This is a genomic window from Streptomyces sp. UF-297 (assembly GCF_058245575.1).
The window spans coordinates 121,076-147,942 of the sequence record NZ_JBSIBZ010000010.1; the positions used below are offsets into that span (position 1 = coordinate 121,076).

The 26,867-nt window shown below is 71.4% G+C and carries 25 protein-coding genes; 15 read left to right on the top strand and 10 right to left on the bottom strand.

All coding sequences use genetic code 11. The annotated features are described in order from the left end of the window. Nucleotides 1-21 precede the first annotated feature (21 nt). From AC4IJH_RS09000 to AC4IJH_RS09035, 8 genes are all read left to right on the top strand, one after another. Nucleotides 22-609 carry a nicotinamide mononucleotide transporter family protein gene (locus AC4IJH_RS09000; protein WP_490851060.1) on the top strand — a complete coding sequence of 196 codons (588 nt, stop codon included), beginning with the start codon at nucleotides 22-24 and terminating at the stop codon, nucleotides 607-609. Further along, entirely contained in the window at nucleotides 606-1,910 is a 1,305-nt protein-coding gene (locus tag AC4IJH_RS09005; RefSeq protein ID WP_490851030.1) for a bifunctional 3,4-dihydroxy-2-butanone-4-phosphate synthase/GTP cyclohydrolase II, read from the top strand. The genes AC4IJH_RS09000 and AC4IJH_RS09005 overlap by 4 nt, the downstream gene beginning before the upstream one ends. 77 nt (nucleotides 1,911-1,987) lie before the next feature. Further along, entirely contained in the window at nucleotides 1,988-2,473 is a 486-nt protein-coding gene (gene ribH / locus AC4IJH_RS09010) for a 6,7-dimethyl-8-ribityllumazine synthase (protein ID WP_490851031.1), read from the top strand. Between the two features lie 35 nt (nucleotides 2,474-2,508). Then, complete coding sequence (locus tag AC4IJH_RS09015; protein ID WP_365848390.1) at nucleotides 2,509-2,781, top strand: phosphoribosyl-ATP diphosphatase; 273 nt, start codon at nucleotides 2,509-2,511, stop codon at nucleotides 2,779-2,781. A 55-nt stretch (nucleotides 2,782-2,836) separates the two neighbouring features. Further along, entirely contained in the window at nucleotides 2,837-3,685 is an 849-nt protein-coding gene (gene hisG, locus AC4IJH_RS09020; protein WP_490851032.1) for an ATP phosphoribosyltransferase, read from the top strand. A 40-nt stretch (nucleotides 3,686-3,725) separates the two neighbouring features. Then, nucleotides 3,726-4,184 (top strand): PH domain-containing protein, encoded by a 459-nt coding sequence (locus AC4IJH_RS09025; RefSeq protein ID WP_490851033.1) that lies wholly within the window; start codon nucleotides 3,726-3,728, stop codon nucleotides 4,182-4,184. Nucleotides 4,185-4,372: 188 nt separating this feature from the next. Beyond that, nucleotides 4,373-5,716, top strand: a complete 1,344-nt coding sequence (locus AC4IJH_RS09030) for a hemolysin family protein (RefSeq protein WP_490851034.1) — start codon at nucleotides 4,373-4,375, stop codon at nucleotides 5,714-5,716. Further along, nucleotides 5,713-6,816 carry a hemolysin family protein gene (locus AC4IJH_RS09035; RefSeq protein WP_490851035.1) on the top strand — a complete coding sequence of 368 codons (1,104 nt, stop codon included), beginning with the start codon at nucleotides 5,713-5,715 and terminating at the stop codon, nucleotides 6,814-6,816. The genes AC4IJH_RS09030 and AC4IJH_RS09035 overlap by 4 nt, the downstream gene beginning before the upstream one ends. A gap of 24 nt (nucleotides 6,817-6,840) precedes the next feature. On the opposite strand, the gene AC4IJH_RS09040 is transcribed toward AC4IJH_RS09035, so the two are convergent. After that, nucleotides 6,841-7,986, bottom strand: coding sequence for a VanZ family protein (locus AC4IJH_RS09040; RefSeq protein WP_490851036.1), 1,146 nt, complete (start codon nucleotides 7,984-7,986; stop codon nucleotides 6,841-6,843). A gap of 199 nt (nucleotides 7,987-8,185) precedes the next feature. Between AC4IJH_RS09040 and AC4IJH_RS09045 the strand changes: the two genes are divergently transcribed. Both AC4IJH_RS09045 and AC4IJH_RS09050 read left to right on the top strand, forming a co-directional pair. Then, nucleotides 8,186-9,295 (top strand): PP2C family protein-serine/threonine phosphatase, encoded by a 1,110-nt coding sequence (locus AC4IJH_RS09045; protein ID WP_490851037.1) that lies wholly within the window; start codon nucleotides 8,186-8,188, stop codon nucleotides 9,293-9,295. Between the two features lie 46 nt (nucleotides 9,296-9,341). After that, nucleotides 9,342-9,977, top strand: coding sequence for an HAD-IA family hydrolase (locus tag AC4IJH_RS09050; RefSeq protein ID WP_490851038.1), 636 nt, complete (start codon nucleotides 9,342-9,344; stop codon nucleotides 9,975-9,977). Between the two features lie 33 nt (nucleotides 9,978-10,010). Here AC4IJH_RS09050 and AC4IJH_RS09055 read toward each other — a convergent pair whose 3' ends face one another. After that, the gene (locus tag AC4IJH_RS09055) at nucleotides 10,011-10,748 is read right to left on the bottom strand and encodes a phosphotransferase family protein (protein ID WP_490851039.1); all 738 of its coding nucleotides are present in this window, start codon (nucleotides 10,746-10,748) and stop codon (nucleotides 10,011-10,013) included. 71 nt (nucleotides 10,749-10,819) lie between these two features. On the opposite strand from AC4IJH_RS09055, the gene AC4IJH_RS09060 reads away from it, so the two are divergent. The 3 genes from AC4IJH_RS09060 to AC4IJH_RS09070 all read left to right on the top strand — a co-directional run bounded on the left by AC4IJH_RS09060 (nucleotide 10,820) and on the right by AC4IJH_RS09070 (nucleotide 14,514). Next, on the top strand, nucleotides 10,820-11,203 hold the full coding sequence (locus AC4IJH_RS09060) for a hypothetical protein (RefSeq protein WP_490851061.1): 384 nt from the start codon (nucleotides 10,820-10,822) through the stop codon (nucleotides 11,201-11,203). Nucleotides 11,204-11,398: 195 nt separating this feature from the next. Beyond that, nucleotides 11,399-13,252, top strand: coding sequence for a molecular chaperone DnaK (dnaK, locus tag AC4IJH_RS09065; protein WP_490851040.1), 1,854 nt, complete (start codon nucleotides 11,399-11,401; stop codon nucleotides 13,250-13,252). A 203-nt stretch (nucleotides 13,253-13,455) separates the two neighbouring features. Then, nucleotides 13,456-14,514 carry a chitinase gene (locus tag AC4IJH_RS09070; protein ID WP_490851041.1) on the top strand — a complete coding sequence of 353 codons (1,059 nt, stop codon included), beginning with the start codon at nucleotides 13,456-13,458 and terminating at the stop codon, nucleotides 14,512-14,514. 55 nt (nucleotides 14,515-14,569) lie between these two features. Here the strand turns inward: AC4IJH_RS09070 and AC4IJH_RS09075 are convergent, their stop codons facing one another. Beyond that, on the bottom strand, nucleotides 14,570-15,778 hold the full coding sequence (locus tag AC4IJH_RS09075; protein WP_490851042.1) for an MFS transporter: 1,209 nt from the start codon (nucleotides 15,776-15,778) through the stop codon (nucleotides 14,570-14,572). A gap of 97 nt (nucleotides 15,779-15,875) precedes the next feature. Then, entirely contained in the window at nucleotides 15,876-16,415 is a 540-nt protein-coding gene (locus tag AC4IJH_RS09080) for an SRPBCC family protein (RefSeq protein WP_490851043.1), read from the bottom strand. 704 nt (nucleotides 16,416-17,119) lie between these two features. Between AC4IJH_RS09080 and AC4IJH_RS09085 the strand changes: the two genes are divergently transcribed. Further along, on the top strand, nucleotides 17,120-17,782 hold the full coding sequence (locus tag AC4IJH_RS09085) for a TetR/AcrR family transcriptional regulator C-terminal domain-containing protein (protein WP_490851044.1): 663 nt from the start codon (nucleotides 17,120-17,122) through the stop codon (nucleotides 17,780-17,782). 86 nt (nucleotides 17,783-17,868) lie between these two features. Here AC4IJH_RS09085 and AC4IJH_RS09090 read toward each other — a convergent pair whose 3' ends face one another. Further along, complete coding sequence (locus AC4IJH_RS09090; RefSeq protein WP_490851045.1) at nucleotides 17,869-19,806, bottom strand: AAA family ATPase; 1,938 nt, start codon at nucleotides 19,804-19,806, stop codon at nucleotides 17,869-17,871. A gap of 462 nt (nucleotides 19,807-20,268) precedes the next feature. Further along, a complete protein-coding gene (locus AC4IJH_RS09095) occupies nucleotides 20,269-20,880 on the bottom strand; it encodes a uridine kinase family protein (RefSeq protein ID WP_490851046.1) in 612 nt (203 codons plus the stop codon). 218 nt (nucleotides 20,881-21,098) lie between these two features. Here AC4IJH_RS09095 and AC4IJH_RS09100 point away from each other — a divergent pair, with 218 nt between their 5' ends. Further along, the gene (locus tag AC4IJH_RS09100) at nucleotides 21,099-22,472 is read left to right on the top strand and encodes a C39 family peptidase (RefSeq protein WP_490851047.1); all 1,374 of its coding nucleotides are present in this window, start codon (nucleotides 21,099-21,101) and stop codon (nucleotides 22,470-22,472) included. Nucleotides 22,473-22,573: 101 nt separating this feature from the next. Here AC4IJH_RS09100 and AC4IJH_RS09105 read toward each other — a convergent pair whose 3' ends face one another. The 4 genes from AC4IJH_RS09105 to AC4IJH_RS09120 all read right to left on the bottom strand — a co-directional run. After that, the gene (locus AC4IJH_RS09105) at nucleotides 22,574-23,803 is read right to left on the bottom strand and encodes a trypsin-like serine protease (protein ID WP_490851048.1); all 1,230 of its coding nucleotides are present in this window, start codon (nucleotides 23,801-23,803) and stop codon (nucleotides 22,574-22,576) included. Between the two features lie 49 nt (nucleotides 23,804-23,852). Next, nucleotides 23,853-25,355 carry an endonuclease/exonuclease/phosphatase family protein gene (locus tag AC4IJH_RS09110; RefSeq protein ID WP_490851049.1) on the bottom strand — a complete coding sequence of 501 codons (1,503 nt, stop codon included), beginning with the start codon at nucleotides 25,353-25,355 and terminating at the stop codon, nucleotides 23,853-23,855. 198 nt (nucleotides 25,356-25,553) lie between these two features. Further along, nucleotides 25,554-26,420: a poly-gamma-glutamate hydrolase family protein gene (locus AC4IJH_RS09115; RefSeq protein ID WP_490851050.1), complete on the bottom strand. Its 867-nt coding sequence runs from the start codon at nucleotides 26,418-26,420 to the stop codon at nucleotides 25,554-25,556. A 113-nt stretch (nucleotides 26,421-26,533) separates the two neighbouring features. Next, nucleotides 26,534-26,867: FG-GAP repeat domain-containing protein (locus AC4IJH_RS09120; protein ID WP_490851051.1), on the bottom strand; the 334-nt coding region annotated here is incomplete at its 5' end.

Sequence of the window (26,867 nt, forward strand, 5' to 3'; positions counted from 1 at the left end):
CAGCGCGTCATCTGGTCCGACATGGTCGGCAACACCATGGGTCTGATCGCCCTGGCACTCGGCTGGCGGCGCTCCATATGGACCTGGCCCGCCCAGTTCCTCTCCGGCCTCATCCTCGTCGCCGCGTACGTCTCCGCCCACCTGTCCGGCGGCGTCGGCAAGCAGCTGCTGGTCATCGGCGTGGCGGTGTGGGGCTGGCGCCAGTGGCGCAGCGGCACCCAGCGCGCCCAGGACGGCTCGATCGCGGTGCGCTTCGCCACCTGGCGCGAGCGGCTGTTCCTGATCGGCGGTACGGCCCTGGGCACCGCCGCGGTCGGCGGCCTGTTCACGCTCCTTCCGCAGCTGTCCTGGAATCCCTGGCCGGACGCGTACATCTTCGTCGGCACTCTGGCGGCGATGGTCGCCCAGGCGCGCGGCCTGGTGGAGTTCTGGTTCGCCTGGCTGCTGGTGGACGTGGTGGGCGTACCGCTCGCCCTCACCAGCGGACTGGCCTTCTCCGCCCTGGTCTATGTCGTCTATTTCGTGGTCGTCATGTGGGGCATGCGCGACTGGTGGCTGCGCTCCCGCACCAACAAGCAGCAGCCCGTCCTGGAAGGAGCAGCGGCATGACCGCACTGCAGAGCTGGTACGACACCGAAGCGGCCGAGGACCTCTCCGGCCCCTCGCTCGCCCTGGACCCCGTCGAGCGCGCCATCACCGACATCGCCGCGGGCCGCCCCGTCGTGGTCGTCGACGACGAGAACCGCGAGAACGAGGGCGACCTCGTCATCGCCGCCGAGAAGGCCACCCCCGAGATCCTCGCGTTCATGATGAGCGAGTGCCGCGGTCTGATCTGCGCCCCCATGGAGGGCGAGGAGCTGGACCGCCTGGAGCTCCCCCAGATGGTCGAGCACAACACCGAGTCGATGCGCACGGCCTTCACCGTCACCGTCGACGCCAGCGCCGCCCACGGCGTGAGCACCGGTATCTCCGCCGCCGACCGCGCCACCACCCTGCGGCTGCTCGCCTCCGGCGAGGCCGCCCCGTCCGACTTCGTCCGCCCCGGCCACATCTTCCCGCTGCGCGCCCGCCCCGGCGGTGTGCTCGTACGCAACGGCCACACCGAGGCCGGCGTGGACCTGGCCCGGCTCGCCGGACTGCGCCCCGCCGCCGCGATCGTGGAGATCGCCGGTGAGGACGGCACGATGCTGCGGCTGCCCGAGCTGGTGCCCTTCGCCCGCAAGCACGGCCTGTCGATCATCTCCATCGAGGACCTGATCGCCTACCGCCGCACCTCCGAGCCCACCGTACGGCGTGAGGCGGAGGTGCAACTGCCCACCTCCTTCGGGGAGTTCACCGCCTACGGCTACCGCTCCACGGTGGACGGCGTGGAGCACGTCGCACTGGTCCACGGCGAGATCGGCGACGGCGAGGACCTCCTGGTGCGCGTCCACTCCGAGTGCCTGACCGGCGACATCTTCCACTCCCTGCGCTGCGACTGCGGCCCCCAGCTGCACGCCGCCATGGAGCGCGTCACCGCCGCCGGGCGCGGCGTGGTCGTCTATCTGCGCGGCCACGAGGGGCGCGGCATCGGCCTGCTGTCCAAGCTGCGCGCCTACGAGCTCCAGGAGCGCGGCCGCGACACCCTGGACGCCAACTTGGAGCTGGGTCTGCCCGCCGACGCCCGGGACTACGCCGCCGGTGCGCAGATCCTCTCCGACCTGGGCGTACGCAGCCTGCGGCTGATGACCAACAACCCCGAGAAGACCGCGGCGCTGACCCGGCACGGGCTCAAGGTCACCGGGCGCGAGCCGATGCCCGTACAGGCGGGCGAGCACAACCTGCGCTACCTGCGCACCAAGCGGGACCGCATGGGGCACGATCTGCCCTGGCTCGACGGCGAGCGCGCCTCGGCCTGCGGCAACCAGTAGCAAGGCGCCGCCGCGCGCGGCGCACCCCCCATCAGCACGGCACACCAGTCACGGCACGACGACACACGAGGAGAAAAGTGAGCGGCAAGGGCGCACCCGAACTGTCCGTGAAGAACTGTGGCGACCTGCGGGTGGCCGTCATCGCGGCCCAGTGGCACGAGAAGGTGATGGACGGCCTGGTCGACGGCGCCCTGCGGGCCCTGTCGGAGCTGGGCATCGACGAGCCGACCCTGCTGCGGGTCCCCGGCAGCTTCGAGCTGCCGGTGGTCGCCAAGGTCCTCGCGGGCCGCGGCTACGACGCCGTCGTCGCCCTCGGCGTCGTCATCCGCGGCGGCACCCCGCACTTCGAGTACGTGTGCCAGGGCGTCACCCAGGGCCTGACCCAGGTCTCGGTGGACACCGGCGTACCGATCGGCTTCGGCGTGCTGACCTGCGACACCGAGGAGCAGGCCCTGGACCGCGCCGGCCTGGTGGGCTCGGTGGAGGACAAGGGGCACGAAGCGGTCACCGCCGCCGTCGCCACCGCGGCCACGCTGCGTACGGTCTCCGAACCCTGGCGCTGAGCGGGGGCGGGGGAGCGCGTAGGGTAGGCAGCACCATGTCCAAGAAGACGTTCGAGGAGCTCTTCGCCGAGCTCCAGCAGAAGGCCGCCACCGGCGACCCCGCCACCTCCCGCACCGCCGAGCTGGTCCAGTCCGGCGTCCATGCGATCGGCAAGAAGGTCGTCGAAGAGGCCGCCGAGGTGTGGATGGCCGCGGAGTACGAATCCGACGAGGCCGCCGCCGAGGAGATCTCCCAGCTCCTGTACCACCTTCAGGTGATGATGGTCGCCAAGGGAATCTCCCTCGACGACGTCTACGCCCACCTGTAGACCCGTAACCCCCCGCTTTCCCTCAACTCCCCTCGTACCAAAGGAAGTCGCTCTCATGCTGCGCATCGCCGTCCCCAACAAGGGTTCACTGTCCGAGCCTGCGTCGGCGATGCTCCATGAGGCCGGCTACCGCCAGCGCAAGGACCGCAGGGAGCTGGTCCTGGTCGACGCGGAGAACGAGGTCGAGTTCTTCTTCCTGCGCCCGCGCGACATCGCGGTCTACGTCGGCTCCGGCAAGCTCGACATCGGCATCACCGGCCGTGACCTGCTGCTGGACTCCGGCTCGCAGGCCGAGGAGATCATGCAGCTCGGCTTCGCCGGGTCCACCTTCCGCTACGCCACCCGCCCGGGCACCGCCAAGGACGTAACCGAGTTCGGCGGCATGACGGTGGCCACCTCCTTCTCCGGCCTGGTCACCAAGCACCTCGCCGACAACGGGGTGGACGCCGACGTGGTGCACCTGGACGGCGCCGTGGAGACCGCCATCGAGCTGGGCGTCGCCCAGATCATCGCGGATGTGGTCGAGACCGGCACCACCCTGCGCAACGCCGGTCTGGAGATCATCGGCGAGCCGATCCTGAAGTCCGAGGCGGTCGTCATCCGCCGCCACGGCGCGCCCGCCGACGACCCCAAGGTGCAGCAGTTCCTGCGCCGGATGCAGGGCGTCCTGGTGGCCCGCCGCTACGTGATGATGGACTACGACATCCGCGTCGAGCACGTGGAGAAGGCCGTCGCCCTCACCCCCGGCCTGGAGTCGCCCACCGTCTCCCCGCTGCACCACGAGGGCTGGGTCGCGGTCCGCTCGATGGTCCCCTCCAAGGACGCCCAGCGCATCATGGACGAGCTGTACGAGCTCGGCGCCCGCGCGATCCTGACCACCGGCATCCACGCCTGCCGCCTCTGACCCGTACGCATCCCGGTACCCCGCGAAGAGAGTCGACGACGTGTCCGCGCCCGCACCCCTGCCCACCCTCCCGGTCACCTTCCGGCCGACCCGCACCCGGGCCGTCCTGTACGCGGTGGGCGCCGCCCAGCTCGCCGCGCTGACGGCGATCGCGTTCGCGCTGCCCAAGCTCAGCGGCGGCGAGCGGATCAGCTTCGTGTGCACCGGGCTGCTGGTGCTGGCCGTCCTCCTGCTGCTCAGCCGCCCCAAGGTGGTGGCGAGCCAGGAGGGCGTCACGGTCGTCAATCTGACCACCAAGCGCAAGCTGGCCTGGGCGCAGGTGCTGCGGGTCAATCTGCGCCCCGGCGACCCGTGGGTCTCCCTCGACCTCGCCGACGGCACCAGCCTGCCCGCCATGGGTATCCAGCCCGGTATCGCCAAGCAGCAGGCGATCAGCGACGCCCGCGCGCTGCGCGCGCTCACCGAAAGCCACGGCTCGGGCGATCCCACGGGCCGGTGACCCTGCCCCGCCAGGTACCCGCTGATTAATCTGGTACCCGGGGCGCGCCCTGCGCCCTGCCCCGCGTGTGGGCCTCTGCGACCTGAGGAGTGACTTCCTCCAGCAATGGACGGATCGTCCGGTAGTACCTGCGCCGCCCCTGACGGTGCTCCCTCCAAGGAGCCCCCGCATACGACGGAGGGGGCGGCATGACAGTCAGCCTGCTGCTGCTCGCCGCGGCATTTCTCCTGATCCTCGCCAACGGATTCTTCGTGGCCGCCGAGTTCGGCCTGGTCACCGTCGAGAAGCCGGAGGCCGAACGGGCCGCCGCCGACGGCGACCGGCGCGCCAGGACCGTGGTCCTGGCGCTGCGCGAACTCTCCTTCCAGCTCTCGGGCACCCAACTGGGCATCACCATCACCTCGTTGGTGGTCGGCATGCTCGCCGAGCCCGCGCTGGCCCATCTGCTCTCCGGCCCGCTCGGCGCGACCGGCCTGCCGCGCGGCGCGGTCTCCGGCATCGCCGTCGTCATCGGCATGCTGCTGGCCTCCGCCGTCCAGATGGTCATCGGCGAACTGGTGCCCAAGAACTGGGCGGTCTCCCGTCCCCTTCAGGTCGCGCGCTTCGTCGCGGGCCCCCAGCACGCCTTCTCGCGCTTCTTCCGCCCCGTCATCTCCCTGCTCAACACCGTGGCCAACCGCCTGGTGCGGGGCCTGGGCGTGGAGCCGACCGAGGAGCTGGCCTCCGCGCGCACCCCCGGTGAACTGGTCTCGCTGGCCCGGCACTCGGCGCAGGCCGGCGCCATCGAGCAGGACACCGCCGACCTGTTCGTACGGACCCTGTCGCTGGGGCATCTCACGGCCGAGAACGTGATGACGCCCCGGGTGCGGGTCAGCGCCCTGCAGGCGGGCGCGACCGCCGAGGACGTCCTCAACCTCACCCGCGCCACCGGCCTGTCCCGCTTCCCCGTCTACCACACCCGTATCGACGAGGTCGTGGGCATGGTCCACCTCAAGGACGCCCTCGCCGTCCCCGCGCACGAGCGGCTGCGCACCCCGGCCGGGCAGATCGCGCAGGCCCCGCTGCTGGTCCCCGAGACGCTGCCGGTGCAGCCGCTGCTGGAGCGGCTGCGCAGCGAGCAGCCCATAGCCGTGGTCGTGGACGAGTACGGCGGCACGGCCGGGGTGGTCACCCTGGAGGACATCATCGAGGAGCTGGTCGGCGAGGTCCGCGACGAGCACGACCACATCGATCTGCCCGAACTCGCCCAGGCCCTGCCGGAGGAGGGCCGCCCCGCCTGGGACGCGGACGGCGGCTGCCGGGTGGACGTGCTGCGGCGGATCGGCCTGAAGGCGCCGGAGGGCCCGTACGAGACCGTGGCCGGGCTGCTCGCCCACGTCCTGGGCCGGATCCCGGCCCCCGGCGACATCGCCGAACTGGACGGCTGGCGGCTGCGGGTGCGGCTGGTGTCCCACCACCGCGCCGAGCGGGTCCGGATCGTACGCACCGGGCTGGTGGGCGCCGGTGCCGGTGAGGGGGTGGCGGCCCGATGAGCGTGCTGCAGCTCCTGTTCGCCGTCCTGCTGGTGCTGGCCAACGGTTTCTTCGTCGGCGCGGAGTTCGCCCTGGTCTCGGTGCGCCGCAGCCAGATCGAGCCGCTGGCCACCGAGGGCTCCAAGCGCGCCCGCCAGGTGCTGCACGGCCTGGAGAACCTCCCGCAGATGATGGCCGCGGCCCAATTCGGCATCACGGTCTGCTCGTTGACGCTGGGCGCGGTCGCCGAGCCCACCGTCGCCCATCTGCTGGAGCCGGTGTTCGCCGCGGTGCACCTGCCCGCCGCGCTCATCCATCCGCTCGGCTATGTCATCGCGCTGGCCCTGGTGGTCTTCCTGCACCTGGTCATCGGCGAGATGCTGCCGAAGAACCTGGCGATGGCGGCGCCGGAACGCACCGCGCTGTGGCTCAGCCCGGGGCTGGTGGCCTTCGCCCGGCTGTGCCGTCCGGTCACCGCGCTGCTGGGCGCCTGCGCCAGAGGCGTGCTGCGCCTCTTCCGCGTCGAGCCCAAGGACGAGGTGGAGGCGGTCTTCACCAGCGAACAGCTGACCCATCTCGTCGAGGACGCGGGCCAGGCCGGGCTGCTGGGCCCGGCCGAGCAGGAGCGCCTCTCCGACGCGCTGGAGCTGGGCACCCGCCCGGTCACCGACGTCCTGCTGGACCGGGCGGGGCTGGTCACCGTCGGCCCGTCGGTCACCCCGCGCCAGGTGGAGGAGCTGACGGTACGCACCGGCTACTCCCGCTTCCCGGTGTGCGCGCCCGGCGGTGCGTGCATGGGCTATCTGCACGTCAAGGACGTCCTGGACCTGGAGGAGTGGGACCGGGCGGTGCCCCAGCACATCTGGCACCCGATGACCACGCTGCGGGCCGAACTCCCGCTGGACGACGCCCTGACGGCGATGCGCCGTGCCGCCTCCCACCTGGCGGCGGTCGCGGACGCCTCCGGGCGGGTGCTCGGCCTGGTCACGCTGGAGGACGTACTGGAGAAGCTGGTCGGCGAGGTCCGTGACCCCGCGCACCGGCACGCCCCGGCCGGCGAGCGGGTGGCCGAGCCGCGCGGTGAGCGGGTGCCCGCGGGGGAGCGGGTGATGGCGGGCTGAGCCGCGGGTGCCGTACGGGCCGGCTCACCCCGGTCCGTACGGCACCGCGTCCCGCATGCCCGCGGAGTTGACGGTGCCGGACCACTGTTCGTACGGCGTGCGGTGGTCGGTGCGCAGCAGCGCGGCGAGCGGGGACCAGATCCACGCCACCAGCACCGCGGCGATCAGGGCGAGCGGGAGGGCGAGGCGGGCCGGGCCGGGGAGTTCGAGGCGTTCGCTGTCCGCCCACAGGCCCAGCCACGCGATCCACAGCGGGGCGTGCAGCACTCCGAAGCGCACGGCCAGGCGCCCGGCGCCGGCCCGTCCGCCGCGCGTATGGCGCACCCGCAGCAGCACGGCGCGCTTGCCGGGCGTCGCGCCGGTCAGCGCGGGCAGGACCCAGAACCATCCGAGGCCGAGCGCGGTGCCCAGCGGGAAGCTGAGGCGCTCCGCGGTGGCGGCGCTGGTGACCAGGGTGAGCAGTCCGGTCAGTACGGTCCAGGTGATCAGCCAGCCGGCCAGGTCGGTGAGATAGGCCAGTGCCCGCCGCGGGAAGGTGACCAGGGCGGCGTAGCGGGCGCGTTCGCGCGCCGGGTCCAAGGTGGGCAGCAGCCGCATCAGCGGTCCGGCCAGCAGCCAGCCCAGCAGCGCGCCGAGGGTGTTCAGCAGCAGGTCGTCGACGTTGAAGAGCCGGTAGGCGCAGGGGTAGGCGAACCACAGGCCGGTGAGCTGGGTGGTCTCGAAGAACAGCGAGACGCCGAAGGCGACGGCGGTGCTGACCGCGGCGCCTCTGCGCAGGTAGTAGCGCAGATAGATGCCCAGGGGCAGCAGCAGGACGAGGTTGAGCGCGCTGGTCCACACGGCGGGGTTGCGCAGCAGCGCGCCGGGCGACCAACTGCCGTGCGCCTCGCGGGCGATGTCGCCGACGAAGCCGAAGGGGCGCAGCTGCGGGGTGGCGGCGTAGGTGTGGGTGGCGCAGTACGCCTCGGGGTCGCGCGGCAGCGGCACGACGGTCTGGAGCAGGGCCGCGAGCAGGTAGAAGACGAAGGAGTACAGGACCACGGCCGCCCAGCCGCCGGCCCGGCCGCGCCGGCGGTAGCCGACGATGGCGGCGGGGATGAGGACGAGCGCGGCCACGAACGGGAAGAGCCACACGGCGGTCTTCACGGGCAGCAGGTAGGTACTGAACACGGTGGGTACTCCCGGGGCGGCTTGCTGGCCGGGTCGTGGACGGGCGGCGGGTCGGGCTGCGGGGGCGGGCAGGGTCGGGCGGCGGACATTCGGTTTCCGCCCAATGTGCCATGAGGTCACACAAGAGTGGCATTTTGTGACGTACAGGACGGCAGATGCGTACGCCGCGCGGCGCGTACGCATGCCAAGATCGGTTGTCATGCGAACGGCTTTCTGGCGTGACGTGCTGCGCTGCGTACGGCTGACCCGGCTCGCCCTCGCGCTCATCGTGGTCATCGAGATCGCCGATGTGCTCTTCCGCCACTCCGTCTACCTCGGCACCCTGCTGCTCATCTGTCCCCCGCTGGCCGCCGCCCTCGCCCCGCCGCGCGCCGTCCTGGCGGTGGGCCTGCTGGCCCTGGCCACCCGCCTGCCGCTGTACGCGCCGCACGGCGAGCCGGTGGAGGACTACGACGCCTACGTCTGGATCAACACCGTCACCCTGATCGCGGTGACCGGCGTCAGCATGAACATCTCCCGCAGGCGCGAGCAGCGCGAGCGCCGGCTGACCGCGGTGACCTCGGTGGCCGAGGCCGCGCAGCACGCGCTGCTGCCCCCGATGCCCCCGAGCGTGGGCGGCCTGAAGACCGCGGTGCTCTACCAGGCCGCGGCCCGCGAGGCGCAGATCGGCGGCGACCTCTACAAGGTCGTGGACACCGCGTACGGGATCCGGGCGATGATCGGTGACGTACGGGGCAAGGGGCTCGGCGCGGTGCACACCAGCGCTGTCGTGCTGGGCGCCTTCCGCGAGGCCGCCCGCCGCGGCCCCGACCTGTCCGCGGTCGCGGCCGAGGTCGAGGACAGCCTGCTGGAGAGCCTGGAGCCCGAGGAGTTCGTCACCGCCCTGTTCGCCGGGTTCCACCCCGACGGCCGTGTCGAGATGGTCTCCCGCGGCCATGTCTCCCCGACGCTGATCACCGCGGACGGCCGGGCGCGCACCCTGGACGCCCCCGACCCCGGCCTCCCGCTGGGCCTGGGCACCCTGGGCGCCGACAGCGCCGCTCCCTGGACCGTACGGCTGCGCCCGGGTGACCGGCTGCTGCTGTGCACCGACGGCGTCACCGAGGCCCGCGACCCCGACGGCACCTTCTACCCCCTGGCCGACCGCCTGCCCGCTCTGGCCGCCGGCGCCCGCGACGGCGACGACCTGCTGCGTCGCCTGCGCGCGGACCTCGTGGGCTACACCGGCGACCGTCTGGACGACGATGTGGCGGTCCTGCTGCTCACGGTCCCCGCGGCGCCCCTTGAGCGGGTGCCGAGCGCTCCTTGAGCGCCCGGCCCGCGGCGCTGGTCGGGCGCTGTGTTATGCAGGTGCGGTGACGGCTGCCAGAACATGTGACGACAGGCCCTTCGATGCGGTGCTGTGCGACTTCGACAATGTGATCCGCTTCTACGACACGGGGGAAGTGACCCGGATCGAGCGGGCGGTGGGCCTGGCGCAGGGAACCACGGCGAAGATCGCCTTCGCGCCGGAGCTGGACGAGCCGCTGTATCTGGGGCGGATCACCCAGACCGAGTGGATGGAGTCGATCGTACGGGGGCTGAACGGGCAGGTCCCGGCGGAGCGGGCGCGTCAGCTGGGGGAGGCGCTCGCCCGGGCGCCGTTCCGGGCGGACCAGGCGGTCGTGGAGATGCTGCGGCGGGTACGGGCCCGGGTGCCGGTGGTGCTCGTGACCAACGCGACCCTGCAACTGGAGGAGGACATCGCGGCGTTGGGCCTGACCGGGCTGGCGGACCACGTGGTCAGCAGCGCCCGGGTGCGGGTGGCCAAGCCGGACCGCAGGATCTACGAGATCGCACTGGAGCGGGCGGGGGTGCCGGCCACGCGCTGCGTCTTCGTGGACGACCGCCCGGAGAACGTCGACGCCGCCGTCGCGCTCGGCATGACGGGTGTGCACTATCGCGAACCGGCCGATCTGCGCGCCACCCTGGGCTGCCTGCTGGACGAGTAGCAGCCGGGGCGGGACGGGAGGGGTACCGGCCGACTACCGCAGGGCGGCGGCCAGTTCGGCCCGGTGCGCCGACACCCAGGCGTACGCCGCGCCGATCTCCTCGACGGCGCCCCGGGCCCGCAGGCGCAGCATGGCGGGGTCGCCGGCCTCGGCCGCCGCCCGGATGCCGAGCCGGCTGCGCCGCTGCCACCACAGGACGGTGTCCAGGAGCCGGGAGCGGTCCGCCAGGCCGTAGGCGTCGCAGACCAGCCGCATACGGCGGGCGGCCTCGGGCACGTCGGTCAGGCGCGGGCCGAGGTCCACGTACTGCCAGCAGACATGGGCGAGGTCGTGGACGCGGTCGCCGGGAGCGGCCAGGTCCCAGTCGATGAAGGCCACCGGCAGCGGGGCGCCGCCGCGCGGGGCGTAGACGGTGTTCCTGGGGGCCAGGTCGTTGTGGCAGACGACCTCGTGCGCGGCGGCGAGCGGCGAGCCCGCGGTCAGGTCGTGGAAGGCGCGCACGAGGCGGGCCACCCCCGCCAGCGCGTCGTCGTGGCGCACCCGTTCCTGCTCCCCGGCCTGCCAGGGCACCAGGCCCGCGATGTGCCCGAGGATCTGGCGGCCCTGTGCGTCCAGGCCCAGGAAGCGGGGCGCCCCGGCCCAGCCGTGCCGCTCGAAGAGGGCCAGCAGCCGGTGGACGAAGGCCGCGCGCGGGGGCGGGGCGCGGCGGACGGTCGCGCCGACACGGACGGCGCCGCTGACCGCGCCGCCGGGCAGGGAGGATTCACACATGGCCGAAGACTGCCAGGGCCACGGGGTGCGGTGTGGGCCCGGGGCACGGCGGTTGAGAGACTTCCCGGGTGATGGAAATCCTGCCGCGGACGATCCGGGCCATCGACAGCGGACAGCTCTTCGGGCTGATGCAGGACGCGCTCGACCTCGGCTTCAGCCGGCGGCTCACGATGGACTGGCTCACGCGGCACGTGGCGCGGGACGCCACCCACTACCTGTACCCCGTGCTGGTGCACTGGCTGAGCCACCTCCCCGAGCACTCCCCGCAGTGGCGGTGCGAGCTGCTGCTCACGGTGCGCACCGGCGAAGAGCTGCTGGGCACCCTCGATGTGCTGCCCACCGCCTTCCGCGCGCTGCCGGAGAACCTGGACCCGGCGGCCAAGACGCGGGTGGCGCGCCGGATGGAGGCGGCCCCATCGGTGCGGGAGTGGGACGAGGGGCAGCGGGGCACCTGAACGGGGCCGGGCGCCGCGGGCGCCCCGGTGGCCGGGCCCAAAGGGTGTGTTGACAAGGCGCGTTGGGTTCTTTACGCAGGTGAAGGGGGCGGGCGGGCCCGTACGGCGGGCCTCTTGACCCGCGGACCGGGGTGCGTGGGGCGCAGGAGCACGCACGGGCACGAACGGGAGCGTACGAGACAGAGGAGAGCCGGCATGGCGCGCGCGGTCGGGATCGATCTGGGAACGACGAACTCCGTGGTGAGTGTGCTCGAAGGCGGTGAGCCCGTCGTCATCACCAATGCCGAGGGCGCCAGGACCACACCGTCGGTCGTCGCCTTCGCCAAGAGCGGCGATGTGCTGGTCGGCGAGGTCGCCAAGCGGCAGGCCGTCACCAACGTCGAGCGCACCGCGCGGTCGGTCAAACGGCAGATGGGGGACGGGAGTTGGCGCTTTCCGCCCAGCGGTTCGGTGGAGGGGCGGCATTTCACCGCGCAGGAGATCTCCGCCCGGGTGCTGCACAAGCTCAAGCGGGACGCGGAGGCCTATCTCGGCGAGCAGGTCACCGACGCGGTGATCACCGTCCCGGCGTACTTCAACGACGCCCAGCGCCAGGCCACCAAGGAGGCGGGTGAGATCGCGGGCCTGAAGGTGATGCGGATCGTCAACGAGCCGACGGCCGCGGCCCTGGCGTACGGCCTGGACAAGAGCAAGGACCACACCGTCCTCGTCTTCGACCTGGGCGGCGGCACCTTCGACGTCTCGCTGCTGGAGATGGGGGAGGGCGTCCTGGAGGTGAAGTCGACCTCCGGGGACACCGATCTGGGCGGCGACGACTGGGACCAGCGGGTGGTCGACCACCTCGTCGAGCGGTTCCGCGCCGGGCACGGCATCGACCTGGGCCGGGACAAGATGGCGCTGCAACGGCTGCGCGAGGCCGCGGAGAAGGCGAAGGTGGAGCTGTCGGCCACCAGCGAGACGACGGTGAGCCTGCCCTACATCACCGCTTCCGCCGAGGGTCCGCTGCACCTGGAGGAGAAGCTGACCCGTACGCAGTTCCAGCAGCTGACCGCCGATCTGCTGGACCGCTGCCGCGCGCCGTTCCACCAGGCGGTCAAGGACGCGGGCGTCAAGGTCGCCGGCATCGACCAGGTGATCCTGGTGGGCGGCTCCACGCGGATGCCCGCGGTGGCCGACCTGGTCAAGGAGCTGTCCGGCAAGGAGCCGCACCGGGGTGTGAACCCGGACGAGGTCGTGGCCATCGGTGCCTCGCTGCAGGCCGGTGTCCTCAAGGGCGAGGTCAAGGACGTCCTGCTCCTCGACGTCACCCCGCTGTCGCTCGGCATCGAGACCAAGGGCGGCATCATGACCACGCTCATCGAGCGCAACACCACGATCCCGACGAAGCGTTCGGAGATCTTCACGACGGCCGAGGACAACCAGCCGTCGGTGCAGATCCAGGTGTTCCAGGGCGAGCGGGAGATCGCGGCGTACAACAAGCGGCTCGGTGTCTTCGAGCTGACCGGTCTGCCGCCGGCGCCGCGCGGCATCCCGCAGATCGAGGTGTGCTTCGACATCGACGCCAACGGCATCATGCACGTCACCGCCAAGGACCTGGGTACGGGCAGGGAGCAGAAGATGACCGTCACCGGCGGCTCCGCGCTGCCGAAGAAGGACATCGACCGCATGATGCGCGAGGCCGAGCAGTACGCCGAGGAGGACCGCAGGCGCCGCGAGGCCGCCGAGACCCGCAACCAGGCCGAGCAGCTGGTGTACGGGACCGAGCGGCTGCTGGCGGACGATCAGGTGCGCATCCCCGAGGAGGTGCGCACCGAAGTGACCTGTGCCATCGGGGAGTTGAAGGAGCGGATCGAGGGCGGGGACGCGCAGGAGATCCGCAGTGCGATGGACCGGGCGTCGGCGGCGGCCCAGAAGATCGGCGCGGCCGTCTACGGGGAGGCGCGGCAGCGGCGCGAGGCGGGCGAGGAGCGGCCGGAGGGCGCGGCCGAGGACGAGGTCGTGGACGCCGAGATCGTCGACGAGGGCAAGCCGCGCAAGGACGCCCCGTAGCGGAAGGTGGCCACGCGCCGCGCGGAGGGCAAGGGCCGCCGCACACAAGGGAGTTGGTCCAGACCTATTGACGGTAGGTCTGGACCAACTTACCGTGTGCCCCATCGCGCCACTTGTCTCTCCCACCACCTCACCCGGAGCCAGACCGCCGTGGACGCCGCACCCACCGGTGACGGCCTGTCATGGCGAGAAGGGAGTGCGTCATGATCCGTCGGACATCGCGTCTGCTGGGGGTCGGTCTGGCGGTGGCCTTCGCCGTGCAGCTGCTGGCCGGCGCCGCGCCGGGCACGGCCGCGCCGCGGGAGGAGACCTGCGCGGTCAAGTCCAGACCCGCGGGCAAGGTGCTGCAGGGCTACTGGGAGAACTGGGACGGCGCGGCCAACGGCGTGCACCCGCCGTTCGGCTGGACCCCGATCACCGACCCGCGCATCCGCTACCACGGCTACAACGTCATCAACGCGGCCTTCCCGGTGATCCGTTCGGACGGCACCGTCCTGTGGGAGGACGGGATGGACGCGACGGTCAAGGTCGCGACGCCCGCCGAGATGTGCCAGGCCAAGGCGTCCGGGCAGACGATCCTGATGTCCATCGGCGGCGCGGCGGCCGGCATCGACCTCAGCTCCAGCGCCGTGGCCGACCGCTTCGTGGCCACCGTCGTACCGATCCTGAAGAAGTACAACTTCGACGGCATCGACATCGACATCGAGACCGGCCTGGTGGGCAGCGGCAACATCAACCAGCTCTCCGCCTCGCAGTCCAACCTCATCCGCATCATCGACGGCGTCCTGGCCCAGATGCCGTCCAACTTCGGCCTCACCATGGCCCCCGAGACCGCCTACGTCACCGGCGGCAGCGTCACCTACGGCTCGATCTGGGGCGCGTACCTGCCGATCGTGAAGAAGTACGCGGACAACGGCCGCCTGTGGTGGCTGAACATGCAGTACTACAACGGCAGCATGTACGGCTGCTCCGGCGACTCCTACTCCGCCGGCACCGTCCAGGGCTTCACCAAGCAGACCGACTGCCTCAACAAGGGCCTGGTCGTCCAGGGCACCACCATCAAGGTCCCCTACGACAAGCAGGTCCCGGGCCTGCCGGCGCAGCCGGGCGCGGGCGGCGGCTATATGTCGCCCGGCCTGGTCGCACAGGCCTGGAACACCTACAGCGGCGGTCTCAAGGGCCTGATGACCTGGTCGATCAACTGGGACGGCTCCAAGGCCTGGTCGTTCGGGAACAACGTCAAGTCCCTGCAGGGACGTTGAGGCCCTGACAGCGTTTCCCGGACGGGGTGACCACGGGTACCGACCCTGCCCCTGATCACCCCACCCGGCGCCGGGTCAGCCCGCCCGCCCCGCCCGCGGCCCGGCTCCGGGGGCGACCGGGGCCGCCCGTGGCCACCAGGGCGGCCCCGGTCAGCAGCGCAGCGGCCAGGACCAGCAGCAGGGCGGTGAAGCCGAGCCCGAGGTGACCGGTGTACGGTCCCGCGCTGGCGCCGAGGCTGAGCACGAACCCGTACAGCGAGGTGCCCGCCCCGCGCAGGGGCGCGGCGCGGTCGCTGAACAGCGTGACCATCGCGGTCGCGGTGACCGCGACCCCGGCGGTGAAGACGTTGCTCGCCGCGATCAGCGCCCACATGGAGGATCCGGACGTCGCCTCGCCGACCAGGCCGAGCGCCGAGAGGGCGAACCCGGCGACGCCGATGCGCACATCGCCGAAGCGCGTCACCCACGCCCCCGCGAACGGGGCCACCGCCACGCCGGGCAGCGCGCCCAGGCGCACCGGGATCAGGTCGCTCTGGTCGAGCCCGTAGTCCTTCAAGTGGGGTGCGAGCGCGGCGTACATGGCGACGAAGGAGAACAGCACGGTGAACACCGCCAGGCAGGGCCGCCCCAGTCTGCGCCGGGTGAGCAGCTCGGTGAACTGGCGCAGCCGCTGCGCTGCGGAGACCGGTTCGGCGGCCCGGCGCGGTTCGCGCAGCACGGCCGCCAGCGCCAGGACGGTGACGCCGAGGGCCGCGGCGGCCAGCCCGAACACCCAGCGCCAGCCCCAGGCCAGGGCCACCGCCGAGGCGTAGACCTGGCCCGTGATGGCGGCCACGAAGTTCGTCGTGGAGATCGCGCCGATCGCGATGACGGCGGAGCGGCCGGGCAGCGCCTCGCGCAAGTAGGCCAGCGCCACCGGCGAGAAACTGCCCGCCGCGAAGCCCTGCACCAGCCGCAGCGCGGCCACCGTCTGGACGTTGGGCGCGAAGGCCAGCGCGAGGGTGGCCAGGGTGGCCGCCGCCATGCCGGGGACCAGGACGGCCTTGCGCCCGTAGCGGTCCGAGAGCGGCCCGAAGACCAGGAATCCGCCCGCGTACGCGAAGTAGGCCAGGCCCAGCGCCGTGGCGGCGGCGCCGGAGCCCAGATCGGCGGCGACCACCGGTGCGAGCGGGATCGACACGTACACCTGCATGACGACCAGCAGCGCGCACAGGACCAGCACGCACACCGACGCGGGACGGGCCGGTGGAGCGGGAGCGGCCACCGTCGTGCCGTGCGGTGAGGGTGCTGGATGCGCCGGGTCTGCTGGGTGTGCCGGGTTCAACGCGCTGCTCGGCTCGTGCGCGCCCGCACCGTGGGGCTCATCCTTCGACCGCGGCCTTCACCCGCTCGACCGTGACGCGCATGTCCAGGCGCAGCTTGTCGGTCCAGTCGTCCACGAAGCGCTTCTTGCCGGCCTCGTCCAGGCCCTTGGTGAACCGCATGATCCCCGGGCTGACCGTGCCCATCCGGTAGTGGTGCGCCAGCAGGGCGCCCTTCTCGGTGGGCTCGATGTCGAAGCCCCACACACAGTCCTGGCTCTCCCCGGTGTCGGTGAGCACCTCCCAGCGGAAGGTACGCCCGGGCTCGGCGGCGACGACCGCGGACTCGTTGTACCAGGTGCCGCGCGGCACCGGCGCCCAGGCGACCACGTCGTGGCTGCGGACGTTCTTGCCGCGGAAGATCGCCCCCACTTTCGCCGGTTCACCGGAAGCCCATTCTCCGCCTGCGCATTCCGGGCTCCATTCCGCGGTGCGTGGCATATCGCTGACGAGGGAGTAGATCTTTTCCGGGGAGGCCGAAACGGTGATATCGACCCGGAGTTGGAAGAGCGGCGAGTTTCGAAGGATGGAATTTTCCATGGCGGAACTTTGACAGGGTGGCCCTACTGACGGGCAATGATCGATTTACGGATTCGTCAACTCCTGCCGAGGATTGCGCTTTATGTGACACAGAGTGGCAGGTTGGGCGTAGCGGCGGCCGTACGGGTCACACCTTAGGTGTCTCAAAGGGGGCTTCGGGGGAGGGGGACCGATGGCGGTCGACCGGCGGCAGGGGCGCCGTTGCGCGCTCCGGATCCGGGGACACGATGCGGAACCGGCCCGGCTCGCCCCGCTGTGGCGGCACGGTAGGTTCCGTTTTCGGCCGCGCCTCTCCGCGGCACAGGTGACGCACCGTAGCCGCCACCTGAATCCCGCACTCCGTCCGTACGCCTCTCAACCAATTACCCCCGTCCGGGAATCCGGGCACCTGCTGCATGCGCATATTCCCAGGCATATGCCTCGACGGGAAAGGGAGTGAACGCCCCTCGATTTGCTGCCGAGTTGCCGCACGCACGGCGGAATGGATGTCGTCGGCAACATTCTCCGCTTTCCTTGTCCGGCCCGCCCGGATGTGCCGTACACAGAAATGCCCGCCCGGGGGAGGGTGTGGTCATTTCTTGCGTCGTAAGTTTCGGGCGGTCCGGAATTCTTACGGCGTAAGCATCGGTGATCGGGTAGCCTGCCCTTACGGCGTAAGAAGGTCGGGGCCGGTACGCACGGGGAGCGGCAGGTTGGGAGGCGGCGTGGCGCGCAAGCGGACGCGGGGTGAGCGGGCGGGGCTGACGCGGGAGCGGGTGCTGGACGCGGCGGTGGCGCTGGTGGACCGGGAGGGGCTCGCCGCGCTGTCGATGCGCGGGCTGGGCGCCGAACTCGGCGTCGAGGCGATGACGCTCTATCACCATGTCCCGAACAAGGACGCGTTGCTGGACGGGCTGGTGGAGTGGGTGCTGGAGCGCACGGCCCCGCTCGTGTCCGACGGCAGACCCTGGCAGGAGGCGCTCGGCGCCTACGCGCACTCGCTGCGCGAGACCCTGCTGTGCCACCCGGGCGTGCTGCCGCTGGTGACCACCCGCGCGGTGGTGACGCCGACGACGCTGCGGGCGGTCGAGGGCGGGCTGCGGACGCTGCGGGAGGCCGGATTCGCCGTGGGCCGGGCGCTGGACGTGCTGAACTCCCTCACCGTCTTCGTGGTGGGCCACACCGCGGCCGAGGCGGGCACGGGGCCGGTGAGCCGGCGCTCCGGGCCCGGCTCGGCCCAGTTCCTGGCCGAGTTGGACGCCGAGGAGTACCCGCTGATCACCGAGGCGGTCCGCACCGGCCGCGGCACCGATGACGAGGAGCGCTTCGACTTCGCCGTCCGGGCGCTGGTGACGGGCTTCGCCGACTCCCTGCGCGAGCAGCGCTGAACTCCGGGCGGGTGCCGCTGCCCCGGGCGGCGGCGCCGAACTCCGGCCCGCGCAACGGCCGTCACGGCGGCCGCCACCGGCTCGGCTCACAGCGGCGGCGGCCCCTGCGGATCGGGCCCCGGCAGCCCGGGGATCGGACCGCGGCCCGAGAGGACCTCGCCGTAGGCCTGCATGAGGTCGGGCAGCCGCAGCGTGGCCAGGTCCTCCCGGGTGGGGGTGCCCGTCCAGGTGGACAGGCGCAGATCGCGGTAGGCGCAGCTCTTCTCGTACAGGGTGCGCAGGAAGCGGCCGTTGCCCAGCTCGTCGATCCAGCCCTGGTCCACCACATGGCCGCTGATGCTGCGCAGCTCCTCCAGCGACTCCTCGTCCCAGTGGTCGCCGTTCTCGGCGGCCAGCACCTCGCCGATGGCGGTCAGCTCCAGCGGCCGGTAGCTGGGGAAGTCGACGCGGGTGGTGAAGCGCGAGGACAGGCCGGGGTTGGTGGCCAGCAGCCGGTCCATGCCCTCCGGGTAGCCGGCGAGGATCACCACGAGGCGGTCGCGGTTGTCCTCGGCGCGCTTGAGCAGCACCTGCAGCGCCTCGTCGCCGTACGCGTCGCCCTTGCTGTAGCCGGAGTTGGACAGGCTGTAGGCCTCGTCCACGAACAGCACCCCGCCCAGCGCCGAGTCGATCAGCTCATTGGCCTTCACGGCGGTCTGGCCGAGGAACTCCCCGACCAGATCGGCGCGCTGCGCCTCCACCAGGTGGTCGCCGCCCAGCAGTCCCAGGGCGTAGAACACCCGGCCGAGTATCCGGGCCACGGTCGTCTTGCCGGTGCCCGAGGGACCGGAGAAGACGAAGTGTCGTTTCGGCGGCTGGACCGGCAGGCCCTGGCTCGCCCGCAGCCGCGCCATGCGCAACTGGGCCGACAGCGCCCGCACTTGACGCTTGACGGGCTCCAGGCCCACCATCCGCTCCAGCTCGGCCAGCGCCTGCTCCAGGAGTACGGGGTCGGACGGCCCCGAGGGCAGCAGATCGGCGCCGCGCGGCCCGGGCACGCCCGCTTTCCCGGAGTCCCCGGACTTGCCGGGCTTCTCCCGTACGACCGTGTCGGCGTCCGGCAGCGGCACCCCGGTCGCCTCGCTCTCCGGGCCCTCCGGGTCGGTGGTCGCCAGCAGCTCCCGCCCGTCCACCGGATCCAGCGGCGAGAGCGGGTCGAGGTCACCGGCCACCTCCTGGCCGAGCCCGGCGGAGACCGAGGCCAGGTCGGTGCCCTCCAGGCCGTCGCCCTCGGCGATGGCCGCGAGCCGGGCCGCGGTGTCCATGAACGAGGCGTCCACCCGGTGCACGGCGCGGTACAGCGGCAGCGCGGCGGCGCTGCGCCCGGTGCCCTCGTGGGCGCGGGCGAGCCAGTAGCGCAGCTCCTTTCGCTGCGGCTGCTCGCTGCGGCAGCGCATCAGGGCGGCGGACAGCAGCGGCTCGGCCTGCCCGTACGTCTCCAGGCGCACCCGGGCCATGCCGCCGAACAGGCCGGACTCGATGCCCAGCAGCGGGTCGTCCAGCAGCGGGTCGGTGTGCCGCACCAGCTGCTCCCAGTCCTTGACCAGGTAGGCGCGGCAGGCGTGCAGGAAACGTACCTGCGCGTCGGTGTCCACCGGTGGGCAGGTGGCCAGCGCCTGGTCCAGCTCGGCGACATGGCGGCCGTCCAGCCAGTGCGAGGCGTGCGCCAGCAGCAGGTCCCGGCCGGTCTCCAGCACCGGCTGCACCCACCAGCCCAGCCAGTACCACGAATTGAGGGTGCGTCGGTGCCGGGCGCGCTGCTCGCCGAATCGGTCGCGGTGGCGGTACATGCGCAGCAGCGCGGTGGTGGTGTCCGCGCGCAGCGCGTGCAGGCCGAGCCAGGCGTCGGCCATGGACGGGTCCGCCCGTACAGCGGCCCGGAACTCCTCCTCGGCCTGCGCGTACGCGCCCATCGTGTAGGCGTCGACCGCGCGCAACCAGGCGAGTTCGGCCGGGGCGTGTGTGCCCTGCGTGCCGAAATCCATCACGTCCCCCACAAAACGTCCCCCGTGGTGTGCCGCCGGGCGAGTGCCTGGCCGCAGCGTGTCCGAACCGTCGTGCTGTGGACGGGAGTTGCTCGTCGTGTCGCGTTCTTCGGTTCGCGTTCGTACGCGTCGTTCGGTGGCACAGACTCGCATCGTACCCGCGGCGTGGGTGCGGGCCGAAGGGGGGCGCAGGGGAGGAGACCAAGGGGAAGGGGCCGCTCAGCGGCGTGAAGGGGGCGGTGACCCAGGGTGAGGGGCGACTGCCGAGGACCTTGATCGTTTCTCGCGTGGCGCAGAACGAAGCCCCCGATCACGGGGGAACAACCGGGGGCTTCGCATCTGCGGGCGGTCCGTCAGAACCGCACATTGAGAACGTAAGTCCTGTACGCCCCCCAGGTCAAGCCGAGTTGAGGGACTCGGCGGGAGCCTGTCGGCCGTCATCTGCGCACCGACTGTGGTCCACTACGAAGAGTGACGAGTATGGGGGGATCGACGCGCCTCAGCGGGCCCCGGAAGTACCTCATACCCCACCTGCCTCTGGTGCACCAGGAGATTCGCGTACGGGCGGGAAGGATCGGTGGCGAAGTGCCGGCGCTCCGCCGGAATCCAGCCAGCCCAGAAGGCCGATTGGGTTTCGCCGTCCCGCAGTTGACCCCTTTCCCAGGAGACCTCGCAGGTCAGCTCCATCCACAACAGGCACGTCAGATACGGCCGCAGTGCGCGGCGGCCGGCGCCGACCCCCTCCACGAGGACGACCGGAGCGGGCCGGACGATTCGCGTCCCGCCGAACTCGCGGCGCACCCAGTCATAGACCCGGTACCGCGCCGGCTCGCCGCGCGAGAGCGGCCCGAGCACCTGCTCCTGGAAGGCATCGGCCCACCCGAAGAGCTGCTGATGAGTCGCCAGATCGTCCAGATGGATCACATCGGCCCCGCCGAGAGCCTCCGAGAGCAGCCCGGCGAAGGTGCTCTTGCCCGACCCCGCGTGCCCGTCCACCGCGACCATCCGCACGGGCCCGCAGCGGGCCGGAAGAGTGAGCAGCCGGTCGGCGAGCGAGCCCAGGTGGTGATCCATCGCGCCAGCGTACGACAGTGGTCCACACCAATATTGCCGACACGACGCGCGCCCGACCGCTGGCCCGCGGCCGCGCCCAACCGGGATAGTTGAGCCACCGCACCGCGGCCTTCGCCGGGCCACGTGCGGCGCGCACCGCCGTGCCGAAAAACCCCTCCACAGCTCCCGTTCCGGCCCACCTCATCGCTTCCGAGCTTCCGACTGGGGGAACCTCCACCATGAGCAGATCCGCTCCCCGCCGTACCGTGCTGGCCGCCGCGATCGCCACCGCCGCGGGCATCGCCACACCCCTGGCGCACGCCGCAGGACCCGCCCGCAAGGCCGACGGGTCGGCCGGCGCGGCCGCCGGGGCGAAACCCCTGGTGGACTACCGCGCCTGGACCACCCTCGCCGACTGGCGCCAGGGCAAGGGCCGGGGCACCCGCGTCGCGGACGAGGGACGCCCCGGCGTCCTCATCGACCGCCCGGCGGGCACGGTGGACTACCTCGACCCGCACACCGGCAAGACGGCCCGCTGGGAGTACGCCACCTGGACCTCCCCGGTGCGCGCACTGAAGGTCCCCGCCACCGAACTCGTCGCCTCATGGAACGCCGCCACCCCCGCCGGCACCTGGATCGCGGTGGAACTGCGCGGCACCTACAGCGACAAGAAGCCCACCCCCTGGTACGTGATGGGCCGCTGGGCCGCCGGCGACCAGGACATCCGCCGCACCTCCGTCGACGACCAGAAGGACGGCAGGAGCAGCATCTCCACCGACACCTTCGCCATCGACAACCCGGCGAGCGGCCTGCGCCTGGCCTCCTACGAACTGCGCCTCACGCTCTACCGCAAGCCCGGCAGCGCGGCCACCCCCAAGGTCTGGCGCCTGGGCGCCATGGGCTCCGACGTCCCCGACCGCTTCGAGGTCCCCGCCTCCAAGCCCGGCCTGCCCAAGGGCCACGAGCTGCCTGTGCCGCGCTACTCCCAGGAGATCCACAAAGGCCAGTACCCCGAGTACGACAACGGGGGAGAGGCCTGGTGCAGCCCCACCTCCTCCCAGATGATCATCGAGTACTGGGGCCGCAAACCCACCAAGGAAGACCTCGCCTGGGTCAACCCCGCCTACGCCGACCCCCAGGTCTGCCACGCCGCCCGCTTCACCTACGACTACCAGTACGCGGGCTGCGGCAACTGGCCCTTCAACACCGCCTACGCCGCCACGTACAAGGACATGCAGGGCGTGGTCACCCGCCTCCAGTCCCTCACCGAGGCCGAACGCCTCATCAAGGCGGGCATCCCCCTCATCACCTCCCAGTCCTTCATCAAGTCCGAACTGGACGGCGCCGGCTACGGCACGGCAGGCCACCTCATGACCGTCATCGGCTTCACCAAAACCGGCGACGTCATCGCCAACGACCCCAACTCGCCCACCAACGAAGCCGTCCGCCACATCTACAAGCGCCGCCAGTTCGAGAACATCTGGCTCAGGACCAAGCGCAAGAATGCCGAGGGCAAGGTCGTCGGTGCGACCGGCGGCATCTGCTACCTCCTCTTCCCGGCCCAGCCGACCACGAGCCAGCTCCAGGCCCTGCAGTCCGTGGGAGTCCGCTGAGCCGGTGCCGCCGGGACGGGCTCCGGCAGGGGCGCGACTTCGTACAGCGCAGGGCCCCGCTCCCTCGAGGAAGCGGGGCCCTGCGGGCGCGGGGGAAACCGTCAGGCGGACGGCGCCAGACGGAGCGTGTCCACGCGCTGGAGGGTGAAGCGCTCCCAGGCGCCGACGCGCTCCGAGCGGGCTCGCAGGAGGCCGTACTCGGATCCGGAGTTGGTGACCTCCGCGCTGACGTACTTGCCGCTCGCGGTGGACTTCAGGGCGTACGCGTCCGGGCCCTTGTCCGTTTGGGGGGCCAGCTCGAACTTCTCCCAGGCGCCTGCCTTGTCCGAGCGGGCGCGGAGCATGCCGTTGTGATCGCCGGCGTCGGAGACCTCGGCGCTCACGAACCGGTCGGCCGCCTCGTTGCGCAGGCTCACGGTGCCGTCGCCGTTGCGCTGGAGGGTGAAGCGCTCCCAGGCACCGGCGCTGCTGCTGCGGGCCCGCAGCCTGCCCTGCAGCTTTCCCTTGTCCTGGATTTCGGCGCTGACGTACTTGCCGTTGGCCTCGGACTTGATCGCCAGTCTGCGGACGACGTCCTGGATCCAGTCGGTGATGTCGTCGGTGCGCGACGAGACCGCGCCGGTGCGCGTCTCGCTGTCGTCGGTGCCCAGGCAACCGCCCTGCCAGGAACGGCTGTTCACGGCGACGAGCTCGTAGCGCCCGGCGTTGTCCCGGAAGAGCGGGCCGCCGGTGTCCCCCTTGCAGATGCTGGCGTTGTTGTCGCCCGTGGTGGAGAGGCCGGTTGCGCTGGGCGCGTCCACGGCGAAGGTGCCGGTGTACAGGCGGTCGGGCAGCCAGGCGTCCTTGGTACGGCCGAAGCCGGCGGCTCGCAGCCTCTCGCCTGCCGCGGGGGCAGTGGTGCTCAGGGGGATGGGGGTGACGTCGGTGACGGGGCTGGAGAGGCGGGCCAGTACCAGGTCGCGGTCGGCGCGCGGGGCCAGCTCGACGACGGTGCGCACCTGGCCGGAGCCGGAGGTGAGGTGGGTGCGACCGATGGTGGCGGTGGTCTTCAGCCTGGGCTTGCCCGCCGGGACCGAAAGGTCCTGACCGGGGCTGTCGGCGAAGCAGCCGGCGGCGCTGAGGACCCACTGCGATTCGACCAGGACGCCGGTGCAGCCTCGGGTGCTGCCCTCGTCGTTGCCGATGGAGAGCTGCGCGGTGAAGGGGTAGGCGCCGTCCTCGGCCGGCGTGCCCACAACGGCCTGTGCAGGGGTGGCGGTCAGAGCGCCTGCCGCGAGAGCGGCTGCGGCGAATGCGGTGATCCGCGCCGTGCGGGGGCGTATGCCAGTCACGAAATCTGTCCTTGAACGTCTTGGGGCAGGTGAATTGGGGGCAGTTGTATCAGGTTGCTGGAATTGTCACTGTGCCATAGAGGGTGTGGTGGTCGGAGGGTGCGATATCGGGGGAGAGGGCACAGGAGGCGAAAGGGGCGTTCTTGGGGGCGAAGAGGTAGTCGATTTTGATGGGGTGTCCGCCGCCGAGTGTGGGGGTGCCGTCACGGGGCGCGCCGGGGTTGCCGAGCTGGGCGCACTCCCGGTATCGCGCGTAGACGGGTTCGAGGACGAAGGGGGATTCACCGTAGGGGGCGTCCGGCGGGACGACGTTGAAGTCGCCCGCGAGGACGGGCCGGTAGCCGGGCTGGTCGGCGACCTGCAACAGCTTTTCCGCCTGGGCTCGGCGGTAACGCCCGTCCGTGTCGTCGTAGTTGGGGCCGCCCGCGCTGAAGTGGGCGGTGCAGAAATGGAGTGCGCGGCTGGGCACAGCGGCACACAGGGCCGTACGCTGCTCCGTCTTGCCGACCTTGGGGCTGGATTCAGGGGAGGGGAGGTCGTAGTGCTGGAACGAGGCGCCCTCGCCCGGGGCGGTGACCATGGCCAGGGCTACGCCGTAGGCGCCACGGTCGGTGCCGTCCTTCGAGGTATCGCACTGTTTGCGCAGGAGGAACTGCCCTGAGGCGTCCTTGTACGTGATGGGGGCGAAGCCGATGCGCCATGTGCGGCCGGTGACCTTTTCGAGCTTCTTCTGCACCGGGACGGCCTGCTTCTCGCAGAATTCCTGAAGGAAGACGGCGTCCGGTTCCGAGGTTTCTCCGGAAGGGCGCAGGCGGCTCGCCAGCTCTGCCGCCAACTGCTCACCGCTGACACGGTAGTTGCCGCAGTGCGTGTTGTTGTTGCCGCAGACATTCCACGTCATGAGCTGGAGCCGCGCGGATCGCGCGGGCGCGGGAGGGGGCGGCGATGTGGCCGTGTTCACGGCTTCGAGAGTGAAGCGCTCCCAGGCCCCGGCCCTGTCCGCTCGTGCGCGAAGGAGACCGTAGTCGTTTCCGGTGTTGCTGACCTCCGCGCTGACGTACTTCCCGTTCGCCTGGGACTTCAGGGAGTAGCGGCCGCCGCCCTGGGAGACCAGCTCGAATTTCTCCCAGCCCCCGATCCTGGGCGCCCGCGCGCGCAGCATGCCGTAATGGTGTCCCGGGTCGTTGACCTCGGCGCTGGCGAAGCCGCCGGATTCCACCGAGCGCAGGCTCACCGTTGTGCCCCTGTCGGTGGTGTGCAGGGTGAAGCGCTGCGGCGAGCCGACCTGGTCGCCGCTGGCCCGCAGTTTCCCGCTCCGGGCGCCGGGAGCAGTTGCTTCGGTGGTGACGTACTTGCCGTTCGCCTCGGACTTCAGGGCCCATTCCTGGCCGGTGGAGTCCGGCGCGGACGCGGAGGCCCGGCCGGCGACATCGGCCGACGCGCTGGCCGCAGGGAATGCGGCAACCGTGGCGGTCAGCGCGGCGCCCAGGGTGATGAGCCGCCTCAGCTGCCGGCGGCCGCGTGAACTGAACGGTCTGTGTGATCTGCGCATGTGATCCCCTCCGGCTGCCGTCCCATGGCCTGGAAGCAGCGCTGATGAACAAGGCGTTGGCCGGGCCCGGCGCCTGCCCGGCCCGGCCCGGCCCGGCCTGGCCCGGCCCGGCCGCAAGGACAGCACGTCGTCTCTCCGAACGGCCATACGGCGTGCGCGCCCAGGCGAAGACCTGCCCGAGCGCGGCACGCCGAGACGTCAGTGCACGGGCTGGGTGGCTTCGAGGCGGGCGATGGCCGTGCGGCACGCTTCGACGAAGGGCCAGAAGGCCTCCTCGTTGGCGGTGCCGGGGCGCCCGACGCGGGTGAAGGTGCCGAACATGCTCTGGCGGAGTTCGGTGGTCAGCTCCAGCTGGCCGCCCATACCGAGCATGGTGCGGTTGCACGGGTTCTTCTCGTGGTCGCCGTTGAGGTCGGGGAATTTGGCGCCGTCGACGGTCTGGAAGCCCGCGCGCTTGAGCTCCTCGGTGAGGAAGCGCCGGAAGGCGGGGTTGCGCCCGCCGATCACCACGCCCTTGGGGTTGCTGGCCGGCAGTCCGCACTGGTCGTACCTGCAGCCGTGCAGGCTCAGCACGTTGAGGCTGGAGGCGGCCATGGACAGCGCCACATGGTCGTCGCAGTTCTTCGCGGTGACGTGCAGTTCGCGGTTGTTGCTGTTGCGCAGCCCCTCGAACATCCAGTAGTCGTGTACGGGCCCGCCCGCCGGCCTGACCTCGAAAGTCTTCGGGTCGTACCCGGCGATGCCCAGGCACAGTTCCGAGGTACCGGCCTCGATGCCGCCACCGTGCATCGCCATGATGGTCGTACGGTTGTACGGGTACGCCTGGCTCAGGCTGGCGTCATGCATTTCGTGGCGCTTGTAGCGACGGGCGTACTCGATTCCCTCCTTGCCCGCCAGCTTGGTGTACAGCTCCGTATTGGAACGGAAATGGTCGCCGATGCCGGAGGCGTGGGCAGCGGGAGCGGCCAGCCCCGATATCACGGATGCTCCGGCGGCCGTGGCAGCGGCCGCGGCGAGCACGGACCGTCGGCTGACAGGGGACTGCGACATGGATACCTCACTCATGTATGTCATCTCTCTCATTCGTTCACCTGGTGGGTGCGGTCGACCACGAGTCGACTACGACCGGAAGCCGGCGCGGCGCTGGAGGGCGTCGGCACCGACGTGTTGTTCGGCTCTCAGACCCAGCCCATGAGCTTCCAGATCTCGAAGTAAGTGCCCTTGTTCAGGCGCGCGCTGACGTTGCCATTGCTCTCATGGACGACGAGGTCACCCTTTTTGTCGCCGTTGATGTCGGCGAAGTAGAGCTGGCCCATGCCGGGTTGGCCGAGGAAGTTCTTCCAGCCCTTGCTCCAGGCGGTGCCGGAGTCGAAGTAGGTGCCCTTGTTGGTGCGTACGCTGATGTTGCCGTTGGTTTCGTGGACGATGAGGTCGGCCTTTTTGTCGCCGTTGATGTCGGCGAAGTAGAGCTGGCCCATGCCGGGTTGGCCGAGGAAGTTCTTCCAGCCCTTG

Excerpts from the sequence above, each read along its gene's own strand:
- AC4IJH_RS09015 (WP_365848390.1), top strand. The coding sequence starts at position 2,509 with ATGTCCAAGAAGACGTTCGAGGAGCTCTTCGCCGAGCTCCAGCAGAAG.
- AC4IJH_RS09090 (WP_490851045.1), bottom strand. The coding sequence starts at position 19,806 with ATGGATTTCGGCACGCAGGGCACACACGCCCCGGCCGAACTCGCCTGG.
- hisG (WP_490851032.1), top strand. The coding sequence starts at position 2,837 with ATGCTGCGCATCGCCGTCCCCAACAAGGGTTCACTGTCCGAGCCTGCG.
- AC4IJH_RS09100 (WP_490851047.1), top strand. The coding sequence starts at position 21,099 with ATGAGCAGATCCGCTCCCCGCCGTACCGTGCTGGCCGCCGCGATCGCC.
- AC4IJH_RS09030 (WP_490851034.1), top strand. The coding sequence starts at position 4,373 with ATGACAGTCAGCCTGCTGCTGCTCGCCGCGGCATTTCTCCTGATCCTC.
- AC4IJH_RS09070 (WP_490851041.1), top strand. The coding sequence starts at position 13,456 with ATGATCCGTCGGACATCGCGTCTGCTGGGGGTCGGTCTGGCGGTGGCC.
- AC4IJH_RS09115 (WP_490851050.1), bottom strand. The coding sequence starts at position 26,420 with ATGAGTGAGGTATCCATGTCGCAGTCCCCTGTCAGCCGACGGTCCGTG.
- AC4IJH_RS09110 (WP_490851049.1), bottom strand. The coding sequence starts at position 25,355 with ATGCGCAGATCACACAGACCGTTCAGTTCACGCGGCCGCCGGCAGCTG.
- AC4IJH_RS09080 (WP_490851043.1), bottom strand. The coding sequence starts at position 16,415 with ATGGAAAATTCCATCCTTCGAAACTCGCCGCTCTTCCAACTCCGGGTC.
- AC4IJH_RS09000 (WP_490851060.1), top strand. The coding sequence starts at position 22 with ATGGTCGGCAACACCATGGGTCTGATCGCCCTGGCACTCGGCTGGCGG.
- AC4IJH_RS09045 (WP_490851037.1), top strand. The coding sequence starts at position 8,186 with ATGCGAACGGCTTTCTGGCGTGACGTGCTGCGCTGCGTACGGCTGACC.
- dnaK (WP_490851040.1), top strand. The coding sequence starts at position 11,399 with ATGGCGCGCGCGGTCGGGATCGATCTGGGAACGACGAACTCCGTGGTG.
- AC4IJH_RS09060 (WP_490851061.1), top strand. The coding sequence starts at position 10,820 with ATGGAAATCCTGCCGCGGACGATCCGGGCCATCGACAGCGGACAGCTC.
- AC4IJH_RS09095 (WP_490851046.1), bottom strand. The coding sequence starts at position 20,880 with ATGGATCACCACCTGGGCTCGCTCGCCGACCGGCTGCTCACTCTTCCG.
- AC4IJH_RS09035 (WP_490851035.1), top strand. The coding sequence starts at position 5,713 with ATGAGCGTGCTGCAGCTCCTGTTCGCCGTCCTGCTGGTGCTGGCCAAC.
- AC4IJH_RS09005 (WP_490851030.1), top strand. The coding sequence starts at position 606 with ATGACCGCACTGCAGAGCTGGTACGACACCGAAGCGGCCGAGGACCTC.
- AC4IJH_RS09055 (WP_490851039.1), bottom strand. The coding sequence starts at position 10,748 with ATGTGTGAATCCTCCCTGCCCGGCGGCGCGGTCAGCGGCGCCGTCCGT.